This window comes from Oribacterium sp. P9, from assembly GCF_046365365.1.
Classification (GTDB): domain Bacteria; phylum Bacillota; class Clostridia; order Lachnospirales; family Lachnospiraceae; genus Oribacterium.
Map to the genome: position 1 here is coordinate 23,286 of NZ_JBKEIS010000005.1, position 12,385 is coordinate 35,670.

Sequence of the window (12,385 nt, forward strand, 5' to 3'; positions counted from 1 at the left end):
GAATCATGTTCGCGGAAACAGAAAGGATAGACTATGAATATCATACTGGCAGATGACGAGCGTCTACCACGTTTGGGATTAAAAAGCATGATCGAGGAGCTGTATCCGGAACAGCACAGCTTCATCGAGGTTACGAACGGCGAAGAGCTGCTGCTCTATGTCGAAGACCATACACCGGATGTCATTTTCCTCGACATCCACATGCCGAAGCTGTCCGGACTCGACGCCTTCGCGCAGTTTCATACGAAGGATATTCCGGTCGTGATGCTGACCGGCTATGCAGAGTTCGCCTATGCACAGAAAGCCCTGACCTATGGTGCCATCGACTATATTCTAAAGCCGGCGGCGCTCGAAGATATACAGAAGGTCATGGAAAAAATCATGCAGCTCAAGCAAAAGGAGATTTCGGCGTACCAGAAGGATTACGAGCTTGAATGTAAAAAAATCCTCGATCTCTACTTCTCCATCCAGTTTATTCAGCAGCCGAAATATGTGCAGCCACCCTACACCGTCATGATCTTCTACTTCGATCATGATCCGAAGTCCTCGAAAAAGAATAATTTCGATCTGCTGTCCACCTCTCTTACTGCCCTGTCAGAGAAGTATTCCTTCCCGTGCGGCTGTGGTTTCCTGCCGAGTGGCGAGCTCATCTATATCACGACGGGCCAGCTGCCGCGCACACTCATCACCCACATCCCGGAGGACTTCCAGAAGCTCTCCTCCTGCCTCGCAACCGGATTCGTCTACTATGCAGATTCTATCGAGGACTTACTACGTCGCATCACCTATGTGCAGAAGCTCGAGAGCATTCACCTCTGCACATCCTTAGGAAAATGCATGTTCCTTGATGAGCTGAAGGAGCAGGAGACGTATCTCCCGCTTTCCACACTGCTGGATAAGGCGATTCTCGCTCTGCAGCTGCAGGACTCCGTGACTTTGCATAAGACGCTCTCGGAGATGCGAAATCTGGAAAACGGAGATGCACTGCTCGCACGCTGTGACGCATCCCTCGCTCGCGTCTTTGATCTGACCTTCCATCATCGCATCGAAACCAGCTCGATCGCACAGCTTACCGACAGTATCCAGCAGCTACATAACTCCGACAGTACCCCGGATACCATCGAAAAAATCAATCGGTACGTCGACGAAAACTATATGAATCAGATCGGCATCAACACGATTTCCGATCTCCTCGGCATCTCTCCGAATTATCTGAGTAAGACCTATAAGATGAAAACCGGCGAGAACTTCACGGACTATCTCACGAACGTGCGTATGCAGAAGGCCATCGAGATGGTCGCCGCCGGCAGGTGCCGGACTGTACGAGAACTCGCCGAAAGCGTCGGCTATTTCAGCACCCGTTACTTCACGAAGCTCTTTATGAAAACCACCGGCGTCACCCCATCAGAGTACCTGAAGCAGCACCTGCCACTATAATAAGGACGTTGGAACCATCACCATGCATTTCCAGTAAGCAGAATTTCTGTGAAACCAGACGCTACGGAAGCGAAAAGAAGGGAAGTCCCGCCGGGCTTCCCTTCTCTAACGTTTATACTTTATTCTTCTCCATGATGTCCGGTGTCAGCCCGAATTCGTCGATGACGAACTGCGGGATCTGTCCGTAGTAGAAGTTTCTTACGAAGGAGCCGCGGTCCTCTTCCTCGACTTCCTCATCCTCTTCCAGATCGTACGCGTCCTCGTCATCGAACGTATCCAGATCGCCATCGTCTGCAGTCTCGAACGCATCTGCATCCGTTCCCGTCGCCACATCACTGCTCCTCAGCTGACCCACGTTCACAGTAAACTTCGTATCCGACCGCTTCATATCCACGACGATTTCCATGCCGCAATCGGTTTCCATGAGCGGATTCAGAGAAACGACCGAGTGTGAAGCGGAGGCCGCGAGGATTTCCCGAATCTGCTCCGGGTCCGTCACGGTCAGCATCGCACGGCTGTCGTCACTCAGGTACTTCCGCTGGCGCTGGCCGAGTTCTGTATCCGCCGGTGCCATCTCCTCTTCCGAAACTGCAACGCCCTGATACGAGAGCGTGATGCTCGCGGTCTTTTCCGGAGTCACCATCCCGCCGACCTCGACACCGCACGCCCGGAGAAGCGCGATGGTCTTCGTAAAGGACGGGTAGATCGGGTAGTAGTAATAGTAGTTGAAAAGCGTGTAGTTGCCGCCTTCGTCGCGCAGCTTCTGGATGAGCGCCTGCTGCTCGTTCGTCTTAAACTGGATCTCCGCGATCGGCATCTCGTGCGCTCTGGTCTCGCTCGTCAGCGCCTTCAGCTCCTCCTGGTACGCCGCGAGCAGCGCCGCCTTCACGTCGGCTCCGGCGAGCTTCACGTGGCTGCACTCGTCCTCTTCCTTATAGTTGATGCCCGCGACGTCGTCCGCGGACAGCGACAGTACCGGATACATCGCCGTCTTGTAGGCGTCGAGATCATAAACCGACTCGAGCGCTGCTCTCACGCCGGAGACATTGACCCGATAGCTGCGGTAGACGGTCCGCCCGTTCCGGAGGTGCCAAGCGATCGTGACGTTATGAAACGCCTCATCGCCCTCCTCGAGATCATAGGAGCGCCCGCCGCCCCGCAGGAAGCGGTCTCGGGCCTGTGCCGCATCGTGCACACCCTGCGCTGCGATCGTATGGAGGAGTTCGAGCCCCTGATCGTCCGAGATCTGCATCTCATCCGCCAGCGTCGAGGACGGCATCGCGTCAAACGTTACGCCATACCAGCCCTCGGTATATTCCACCGTCGAGTGGTACTGGCTCGTCGCATCCGGGTCGAGGAGGTCGCTGTAGATGCCGCCGGACGCAAGCTTCTCTGTCGCCGGCAGGTAGCGGTCGTAGCCGAAGAGGTCGAAGCGGAAGATCGCGAAGACGACGCCGACAAAGACTGCACTCACAAGGAGCTGTCGCTTATGCGCAAACAGACTCTTGAAATCGAAGTGATAGATGATTTCGATGATGCAGCTCACGAGAAGGAGTCCGCAGACGAGACCGAACACGGTCCAGCCATCCTCGCACATCATCGAGTGGAACATCGCGCCGAGCAGGAGTGACGACGGCACGGCGATCAGGAAGCGGATGATCGGCTCCGTAATCGGAAAAGCCATCGCGTGGCCGGCTGCCTCGGACGGACGTCGGCGATAGAGGAGCATACCGAGGAGGAACAGCACTGCCGCTGCCAGCATTGCCCACAGCGCCATACGTCCAGGCTGCGAAGACATGCAGGCCTTCACATACCAGGCGACCGGGGAGGTCCGCTCACTAAGCGCCAGCAGGAAGCTGTCGTCGCCGTAAAAGGTCGTGAAATACTCCGAAAAATACGCCGAGATCGTCATGCAGATCACCGGTCCCCAGCTGAAAAGCACGCCGGTCCCCAGCAGGCCCACCACCAGATTTCCGGTCAGCAGCATGCTGAGAATCGCGGTCATGTACACGAGGGCGAAGAAGCACAGGTGCTCGACGCTCGCGAGGTACAGGCTGCCCCAGTCGAACGGCACGCCCTTCACGCGGATCATAACGGCGGCGATCGTCAGGAAGCCGAGATAGGCGACGGCCATGTAGAGAAAGCCGTTCAGGCAGGTCACCGCGTACAGCATCTCCCGTCGGATCGGAAGGCTATGGTAGAAATCCGTTTTCTTTTTCGAGTGCAGGTACGCGAAGCCGGAGGCCGCCAGCACCACTGCGGCAATCGTCAGCATGAACGCGAGTGCGCCACCCTTCATGGAGTACATCCGCAGCATGTCGCGCGTGAAGTCCCTCTGCGCCTGTGTCCGTGCGAGATCCGCCGGGAGACTGCTGTTCAGATTCTCCGGTCGGAAGGCCGTGCTGCTCCAGAGCGCCGTCGTCACCGGGAAGGCGAAGAAGCACAGGAGCAGGACGAGCGCCAGGTTCCAGATGCGCTGCTTCGTATTTTCCTTCATGTATTTAAAAAATAAGCTTCTTGATGTCATAACCGGCCACCTCCGTTTCGCTGATAAAGATTTCCTCCAGGGAGAGCGGGATCATCTCGAAAAAGACCGGATGATAGCTCTGCATCCGCGCCTGGATCTCCTCCTTCTGTCCCCGCACCGTGAGCGTCAGCAGGCTTCCACGCTGCTCCGTCGTCATGATGTCGAGATCCTGCAGGTTCGTGCGGTCGAGCCCGGCAGGCAGCACGCACTGAATCTTATGAATATTCATCTTCATATCGTCGAGGTCCTTAGAAAGCAGCATGCCGCCCCGATGCAGGAGCCCCACGTGATCGCAGATATCCTCGAGCTCACGCAGGTTGTGCGAGGCGATCACCGGTGTCAGGTGCCTCTCCTCGATGTCGTTTGCGAAGAGGCTCTTCACGGTCTGCCGCATCACCGGATCGAGGCCGTCGAAGGTCTCATCACAGAAAAGATAATCCGTGCCGGCGCAGATGCCGAGCAGCACCGCAAGCTGCTTCTTCATGCCCTTCGAAAAGGTCTGGATCTTCCGGCGTCCGTCGAGCTCGAAGCTCTTCAGGAGCCTGCCGAAGCGGTCCGTATCAAAATTCGGGTAGATCCCCTGGTAAAATGTCTTCATATCGTCCGCTGTACCGTTTCCGAGAAAATATGGCTCATCCGGGATATAGAAGCATCTCGCCTTCACCCGTATATCCTCGAAAACCGCCTCCCCATCGAGGGTGATCGTGCCTTCATCCGGCTTCAGGATCCCTGCCGCCATCCGGAGGAAGGTGCTCTTCCCGGCACCGTTCGTGCCGATCAGACCGAACACAGTGCCATCCTGAATCTCCGCATGGATATGATCCACTGCGGTCACGCCCTGAAAGCGCTTGGTCAGATTGTCCGCCTTTATCATCTTCTGCCTCCTGTTTCTGTTTCGTATTCCGAGCCTGCGCCAGATTCTGTTTCTGTGCCTGCGCCCTGGCCCGCACCAGATCCTGTTTCTGTACCTGTGCCCTGGCCTGCGCCTGTGCCCGGATTCAGTTCGTAATTCTGCGCCACCTGCGCCTGAAATGCCTCCATCGTGATGCCGGCGTTCCGTGCGTCCTCAACCAGCAGTGCGAGCTCCCGCCAGATTTCGACCTGCTTCTTCGCTCGAATCTGGTGATTTTCCGCCACGAAGCTGCCGCGTCCCTTCACCGAGTAGATATAGCCCTGTCGCTCGAGCTCCGCATACGCCCGCTGGATCGTATTCGGATTGATCGACAGCTCCGTCGCGAGGCTTCGGACGGACGGCAGCTGGCTGTCCTGCGCGAGCACGCCCCGGACCATCAGATCCGACAGCTTTTCCACGATCTGCTCATAGAGAGGACGTCGATCCTTGTAATCGATGAGAATCATATCCGCTATCCCCTTTCCAGTACGTTTCCTGAATCTGTGAATCAAATGCATCAGATCCGGCAGAAGCGTAGCCAGGTGATTCATTTAATTCGTGTGATTTGAGTGAATTAAGTGTATTAATTGTATTAGTACAGCTGAAGTATAAAAAGAAAGCAGCCGATTGTCAATCAGCTGCTTTCTTACGATTTTATGAACATGTTCCGGCGCAGGTCGGAGATCGGGTTTTGCGGACGCCGGCGGCCTGCTGCTTTACGTGAAGTGTTTCTCCGCCTTATGTTCCTTCTTATTCTGGTACATCTTCTGGTCGGCGCGGGCCTTCGTATCGCGGATGCTCTCATACGCATCGAGGAGGGCACTTCCGTACGAAACATTCGGCAGAATCGAGGTCTTCACACGCTGCTTCGTCAGGTTCCAGTAGAACTTCTCCCGGCAGAAGACCTCCTTCTCCGGATTCCAGAGCAGCACGCAGAACTCGTCACCACCGATGCGGTAGCAGTTGCCATAGCGGCCGTAGGCCTTCTTCAGACACTGCGCGATTTCACGGAGACAGCGGTCACCCGCGAGATGCCCGTAGGTATCATTGATATGCTTGAAATCGTCGAGGTCGAGTACGATCAGCATCCGGTCCTCTTCGTGCAGATTCAGCGTCCGGTTCAGATAGTTCTTCTGGCTGAGCAGTCCTGTCAGACCATCGAGCTGGTTCCACATCTCGTTGCAGTAGAGGTAGTACAGGATCGACAGTATGGTCACGCAGAGCCAGGTCACGTGGATCCCCGGCAGCCGGATCTGCACGAGCGTTCCCAGCGCGAGAAACAGCGCCAGCGCATAGATGAGCTCCCGGCCACGGTTCTGGAAAAAGCGCGCCATCTCAAGGAGATGGTACATCAGGAAGACGATACCGGCGTAATACATCAGCATGTAGACCGGGAAGCCGCCCAGTCGCGAGTATTGGTTGGCCGCGTCCACCGTAAACACCAGTCCGCCCGTGAAGAGCGAGACGGTCATGATCAGAAAGTACACGATTTCCAGCGCGGTCGCCACCTTCAGACTCTCACTGATCTGTCCGCTCTGATCGATCGTGTAGACCATGACGAGCGGCACCGCGGGTGTCAGGCTGAAGCCCAGGTAGTTTGAGATGATGTTGATGGGCCGCATCCAGCGTGGCCCTCCGTCTACCAGCACCGTAATCAGCTCCAGGATCGAGATCAATGCAATCAGCAGAAAGGTGTACAGGAAGCCGCGGGTCTGCTTCGGATTTAAGGTATCATTCAGGCTCACCAGCACACACATAAATGCGAGCGCAAATAAATTGATCGCGGTAAGCACGAGAAAATACATGTCCGTCATCGCGATCCCCCTTTCATTTCTATAATGTCATTTACTCATTATATAGGAAGAGCCGGGCGGGAAACAATCCGGAAAAGGGCAAAAAACGGCGAAACGCAGGTGAAATTCCGGCAAATCATGCGGTTCCAGATGAAAGCCCGGAGGGGCGACAACAGAAGCACAGTACTTCGAAGCCGGTAAAATCTAAGCCAGGGACCCTAAGCGGCACTAAGCCCTCTGCAAGTGTGTCATATTTCGCACCCGAAATATAGCCGCCGTCTTTAACAGACGATTGACTCAGATGGTCTGAAATCGTCACATACGTTTTACCTTTATTTGTTCTCGATGCCGTCGTTGATGTGTGAACATAATAACTACCATCTGCCCGGCTCACAATGATCGGTACCGTTTTACCTGCGCCAGGGACACCGATCCAGTTCTCAGTATTGGGCTCGCTTTTATACGGGAAAACGGGCACTGGCGTCATCTTAAGAATTTCGTAAGGGGGTCTGACCCCATAAACTACGCTCGCGTGCCCTTGCTTTTCCAGCCATTAACAAGCCCTAATCGTATAAAAACGTCACGATGTCACTGCTGTCTTTAGCGGAATTTTCCATGTTATCTTTTCTAACTACTCTAATATTTATTTATACCATGTTTCCGTAAATGTTGTAAACGTTTAAAGATGCCAGTTTTTCAGTTTACATGCCATTGTACAGAAATAAATACAATTCATTCGCTTCAGCGATCTGATGACTACTTATTTCCGTCGAAATATGATATACTTCAGTCCATGCGAATCATGCACCAGAACATATAGACAGCGAGGAAACGATGATGGAAATATATATGATCAGACATGGAGAAACGATGTGGAATCAGCAGCATCGTCTGCAGGGACGGAAGGATATTCCGTTAAATGATGTGGGACTCGCCGGCGCGCGCATCGCGGCGGAGGCACTGAAGGATGTGCATTTCGATCGAGTATTCTCGAGTCCGCTCGTGCGTGCGAAGAAGACGGCCGAGATCATCCTGAAGAATCACCCTGATCTCAGCATTGAACCACTCGACGATCTCCAGGAGATCGCGTTCGGTACCGGAGAGGGCATCGAGATGCGCGATGATGTGCCGCATACCGAGGCGGAGAAAGAGATTCTCGATCATCTGAAGCGCTGGTTCGCGTACCCGGATACCGTGGCACCACTGCCGGGCGGCGAGTCAATCCGCGAGGTGAAGGACCGTATCGAGCACTTCCTCGATACGTATATCTACCCGAACGAGGGCAAATATGAGCGCGTGATGGTGACCTGCCACGGCGGTATCCTCCGCGGCGTCGAGAGCATCGTCCGGAACCTGAGCGACGCGGATTACTGGGACGGCGGCATCGTCCCGAACTGCGGTGCGATGGTCCTCGAGCTGAAGGACGGAAAACTCGCCATCGAGAAGGTCATCGACCTCATCAACCAGACGGAAACCGTCGTCGGCCTCGGCACACATCGTCCGCGGCACTAAGTTAAATTCTTAAATACTGCCGAAGGGCGACTGTCAGAAGCCATACGCAGAGGCCGTGAATAAATCAAAATTGGCCCCTTAGAACCAGTTGGAGTAATTTTCCTTAGCACCCTTCGCAACACTGAGTTTTCATAAAGAAAACTCAGTCGTTTGCGGAGGGCCTACTGGTTCTTAGGGGCCAATTTTTGATTTTTCCGACCTCGGAGTACTGCGCTTCTGACAGTCGCCCTTCGGTTTATTTAGAAATTATTTCGTCTCGCTGTGTGGCGGAGCCATATGTCCACGCATCATGGAGAACTTATCCATCGGATACTTCTCGAGGTTATCGAGGATCTTACGATCATCGGCCTGGTTCAGAAGATCCTGACGGGACTTCCGAAGCTCCATCTCCGTCTTGTGCTTACTTGGGCCACCGACGCAACCGCCCTCGCAGACCATACCCTCGATGAAATCCTCCGGGAGCTTGCCGAGCTTGAGAAGTGTCAGCGCAACGTTGCACTCCTTGCCACCGGCTGCTGCACGAAGCTTGATACCGGTCGTATCCTCGTTCCGCTCACGCATCACCTCCATAACCGCGTTTGCAACGCCGCCGGATGTTGCGAAGCTCTTGCCCCAGATGGACGACTCCTGATACGGATCAACCACCGGCTTCATCTCCACATTCTTCGAGGCCATCATCGTGGTCATCTCGCCAAATGTGAGAACGTAGTCTGCATTGCCCTCGATCCCCATCTCATGGGACTCGGACTTCTTCGCGATGCACGGTCCGATAAATACAGTCGTGCAGCCCGGGTGGGTCGCCTTCAGGTATCTGGAAATCGCGCACATCGGGGAAACGGTCTCCGACATGTTCTCCTTAAACTGCTCCGGGAAATGCATACGCAGCATGTTGATGAATGCCGGACAGCAGGAGGTCGTCATCTTCTTACCTTCCTTACGTGCCTCGGACCACTCCTCTGCCTCGTACGCTGCGGTCATATCGCCGCCGAGACCGACCTCGACCATGTCGGTGAAGCCGACTTCCTTCAGTGCCTCACGGATGGAGCCCATGGTGATGTCCTTACCGAACTGACCCTCGATCGCCGGTGCACACATCGCGAAGACTTCCTTGCCGGCCTTGATGTCACGGATGACATCGAGCACATCGATCTTCGATGCGATCGCGCCGAACGGACAGCTGTGGATACACTGACCACAGCGGATGCACTTCTTATCGTCGATCTTACAGATGCCGTTCTCGTCGTAGCTGATGGCATTGACCGGACACGGCTTACGGCACGGACGCTCCAGATGCGCGATGGCACCATATGGACACGCGTTCGCACACATACCACACTCCTTACACTTGTTCGGATCGATGTGCGCTCTCGACTCGGTCATGGTGATCGCACCGAAGCGGCAGCTGTTCTGGCACGCCTTACCAAGGCAGAGACGGCAGTTATCGGTTACAGAATAAGTGGATAGCGGACACTCCTCGCAGGCCGGATCGATGACCTGTACGACGTTCGGATTCTTCTCCGTCGTGTATGGATTTGCATCCATGTTCTCAGAAAGACGGATTCTCCATCTCAGAATCTCACGCTCCTTGTAGACACAGCAGCGCCATGTTGCGTGAGGTCCCGGTGAAATCGACATAATCAGCTGATTCTCTGCATCTGGTGTGATCTCGTCATGCTCCCAGAGCTCGCGTGCGAGCCCCTCCATGACAGCATGCTTGATGGAAACCGCACCCCTATCATTTGTAACCATATATTTTCCTCCTGAAAAAAATATACATAAAATCGCCCAGTTATAAAAAGTATAACATGCGATGAAAAACTTGAACATTGTTAATTTGACACAGAATTAACAAGTCGTTTTACATTATATATAGAAGTTTCGAAAATGCGTGTTTTTTCGTAGAAACATGAACTTTGAATAATACGAAAAAATAATATACATTTTGGCAGCACCCTTCGCTCCCGGAGGATGCTCACTATATTATTATGAGCATTTCAGAAAATTTCATATACCCGTGCGCCCGTTTCCTATGGATTTCCGAGACTTTTATATATTATTTTTCACGAAAGGCCATTTTTCATAGATATGGTCTATTATTTTCGAAGCAGGCTCGCTAAAACCCTATATGATTTTTTGAAATCTATGCAATATAATATATTTCGTTTGGTCCTATACTATGGATCGTTGAAATATAACGAATCCCTGCTTATACTACCAGCAGAGGCCCCTTTTCCAGTCTCTGTCACGGTTCATCCTGAAATCACCCAGAGAATAAACGAGGTATCCTGACGTGAGTGAATCAATAAATAAATCTACCGATATAGCTCCAGGCTCCGGCGCGCGTCTCCGGAAGCTCTTCTTCGAGACCCTGTATCTCAGCGCCTTCACCTTCGGGGGCGGCTATGTCATCGTGTCGCTGCTGAAAAAGAAGTTCGTCGACGACCTGCACTGGATCAGCGAGGACGAAATGCTGGATCTCGTCGCGATCGCACAGTCCGCACCGGGCCCGATCGCGGTCAATGGCGCGATCGTCGTAGGCTACAAGATCTGCGGCTTCCCCGGCATCCTGCTCTCGGTGCTCGGCGCCGTCATCCCACCCTTCCTGATGCTGAGCGTCATCTCCCTCTTCTACTCCGCCTTCCGCTCGAATTTCATGATCCACCACATGCTGTCCGGCATGCGCTGCGGCGTCAGCGCGGTCATCATGTCCGTCACCTGGGACATGGCGAGCGGCGTACTGGTCGATAAAAAGTGGTCATCCCTCGTCATCATGCTCGCCGCCTTCGTCGCGAACTACATCCTCGGCATCTCCACGATCTGGATCATCCTCGCGGTCATCGCCCTCGGCGTCGCCGTAACACTCTGGCGAAATAAAGGTGAGGAGGTGCAGTCATGATCTATCTCCAGCTTTTCCTCGCCTTTCTCCGCATCGGTGCCTTCAGCTTCGGCGGTGGTTATGCCGCGATGCCACTGATCCAGGAGGAGGTCGTGAACCACTATCACTGGATCAGCATGGCGGACTTCACCGATCTCGTCACGATTTCCCAGATGACGCCCGGCCCGATCGCAATCAACGCCGCGACCTTCATCGGTCTCCAGATGGCGGGCCCGCTCGGTGCCGTCGCGGCGACCCTCGGGGATGTTCTACCGAGCTGCGTCGTCGTCACGATCATCGCCATCATCTACACAAAGTACAGGAAACTGAGCCTCCTGCAGGGCGTCCTGAAAACGCTCCGCCCGGCGGTCGTCGCCCTCATCTTCACCGCAGGGCTCCTGATCCTCCTGCCGGCCATCGGCCTGCCGAGCACCCTTGACGTCCGCATGTGCGCCTGGTTTCTGATCGCCCTCGTGATGCTCCGGAAGCTTCACTGGGACCCGATCCTCGTCATGGTTCTCACCGGCGTGATGGAGCTCAGCGCGCAGCTCCTGATGTAAGATCGGCCATGCTGGCACCCGATCCCGTAGCTGCTGTGTCTGCACAACCATGCGCCGGCAGCCGACGATCACCGCGGACAGCGATGAAGCGGCGACAGCGACATTGGCATCCGATATTAGATCAGGTGCACCAGCACCATATAGAACACGGTTCCCACGCTGATCGAGAGGACCGTGTTCTTTTTTATGAGGTGAAGACCCGCGACCATCAGAACCGCAGCGATCAGCTCGAGGTTCTCCTTCAGGCTGCCGGTCGGGATCGATTTCAAACAGTAGACGACCAGCACCGCCATGATGACGAAGGGCAGGGTCGCGCCGAGTGTACGAATCGTCGGCGAAATCGCGCGGCGTCCGAACATCACAAACGGCAGTGCCCGGAGGAGCTGCGTGATGAGCCCCGGGATGAAAATCATAAGAAAAATCTGCGTCGTACTAAGCTGGATCATCGATGGCCTCCTTTGCTTTCTGGACGAGCGGCATCATGATGCGATGTCCTGTCCGCAGGTGCCGGAGGCACCTCTTACTAGACTATCATGGACGCAGGGCGGATTCTATTACGGAAAAGCTCTCACCTGCTATAGGCGCAGGTAATATCAGTGCAGCAAAAAAGCTTTGCTGCGGTCGATAGTTTTTACTTTTCAACCGAAAAAACTTTGCTGTGACCGATAGTTTTTACTCCACAGGCGGAAAAACTTTGCTGTGGCCGATAGTTTTTCATGATAATCAGCAAACACTACGTTATTACTATCATTTTTTATTGGCTATAAGAAAGAATTTGTAAATCCGGCT

At 54.2% G+C, this 12,385-nt stretch carries 10 protein-coding genes; 4 read left to right on the forward strand and 6 right to left on the reverse strand.

All coding sequences use genetic code 11. The features are described from left to right. Positions 1 to 33: 33 nt before the first annotated feature. Entirely contained in the window at positions 34 to 1,437 is a 1,404-nt protein-coding gene (locus tag ACK8P7_RS04825; RefSeq protein ID WP_410043098.1) for a response regulator, read from the forward strand. 112 nt (positions 1,438 to 1,549) lie between these two features. Here ACK8P7_RS04825 and ACK8P7_RS04830 read toward each other — a convergent pair whose 3' ends face one another. The 4 genes from ACK8P7_RS04830 to ACK8P7_RS04845 form a co-directional block, all read right to left on the reverse strand. Beyond that, positions 1,550 to 3,964, reverse strand: coding sequence for a DUF6449 domain-containing protein (locus ACK8P7_RS04830; protein ID WP_410043099.1), 2,415 nt, complete (start codon positions 3,962 to 3,964; stop codon positions 1,550 to 1,552). Then, the gene (locus tag ACK8P7_RS04835) at positions 3,939 to 4,838 is read right to left on the reverse strand and encodes an ABC transporter ATP-binding protein (RefSeq protein ID WP_410043100.1); all 900 of its coding nucleotides are present in this window, start codon (positions 4,836 to 4,838) and stop codon (positions 3,939 to 3,941) included. The genes ACK8P7_RS04830 and ACK8P7_RS04835 overlap by 26 nt, the downstream gene beginning before the upstream one ends. Continuing rightward, positions 4,835 to 5,323 (reverse strand): GntR family transcriptional regulator, encoded by a 489-nt coding sequence (locus tag ACK8P7_RS04840; RefSeq protein WP_410043101.1) that lies wholly within the window; start codon positions 5,321 to 5,323, stop codon positions 4,835 to 4,837. The genes ACK8P7_RS04835 and ACK8P7_RS04840 overlap by 4 nt, the downstream gene beginning before the upstream one ends. Positions 5,324 to 5,572: 249 nt before the next feature. Continuing rightward, positions 5,573 to 6,670 (reverse strand): GGDEF domain-containing protein, encoded by a 1,098-nt coding sequence (locus tag ACK8P7_RS04845; RefSeq protein WP_410043102.1) that lies wholly within the window; start codon positions 6,668 to 6,670, stop codon positions 5,573 to 5,575. Between the two features lie 828 nt (positions 6,671 to 7,498). On the opposite strand from ACK8P7_RS04845, the gene ACK8P7_RS04850 reads away from it, so the two are divergent. Then, positions 7,499 to 8,161, forward strand: a complete 663-nt coding sequence (locus tag ACK8P7_RS04850; RefSeq protein WP_410043103.1) for a histidine phosphatase family protein — start codon at positions 7,499 to 7,501, stop codon at positions 8,159 to 8,161. 246 nt (positions 8,162 to 8,407) lie between these two features. Here the strand turns inward: ACK8P7_RS04850 and ACK8P7_RS04855 are convergent, their stop codons facing one another. Continuing rightward, positions 8,408 to 9,910, reverse strand: a complete 1,503-nt coding sequence (locus ACK8P7_RS04855; protein WP_410043104.1) for a 4Fe-4S dicluster domain-containing protein — start codon at positions 9,908 to 9,910, stop codon at positions 8,408 to 8,410. 541 nt (positions 9,911 to 10,451) lie between these two features. On the opposite strand from ACK8P7_RS04855, the gene ACK8P7_RS04860 reads away from it, so the two are divergent. Both ACK8P7_RS04860 and ACK8P7_RS04865 read left to right on the forward strand, forming a co-directional pair. Next, positions 10,452 to 11,057: a chromate transporter gene (locus tag ACK8P7_RS04860; protein WP_410043105.1), complete on the forward strand. Its 606-nt coding sequence runs from the start codon at positions 10,452 to 10,454 to the stop codon at positions 11,055 to 11,057. Next, positions 11,054 to 11,596 (forward strand): chromate transporter, encoded by a 543-nt coding sequence (locus ACK8P7_RS04865; RefSeq protein WP_410043106.1) that lies wholly within the window; start codon positions 11,054 to 11,056, stop codon positions 11,594 to 11,596. The genes ACK8P7_RS04860 and ACK8P7_RS04865 overlap by 4 nt, the downstream gene beginning before the upstream one ends. Before the next feature lie 116 nt (positions 11,597 to 11,712). On the opposite strand, the gene ACK8P7_RS04870 is transcribed toward ACK8P7_RS04865, so the two are convergent. Next, positions 11,713 to 12,042 (reverse strand): branched-chain amino acid transporter permease, encoded by a 330-nt coding sequence (locus ACK8P7_RS04870; RefSeq protein ID WP_410043107.1) that lies wholly within the window; start codon positions 12,040 to 12,042, stop codon positions 11,713 to 11,715. Positions 12,043 to 12,385 lie beyond the last annotated feature (343 nt).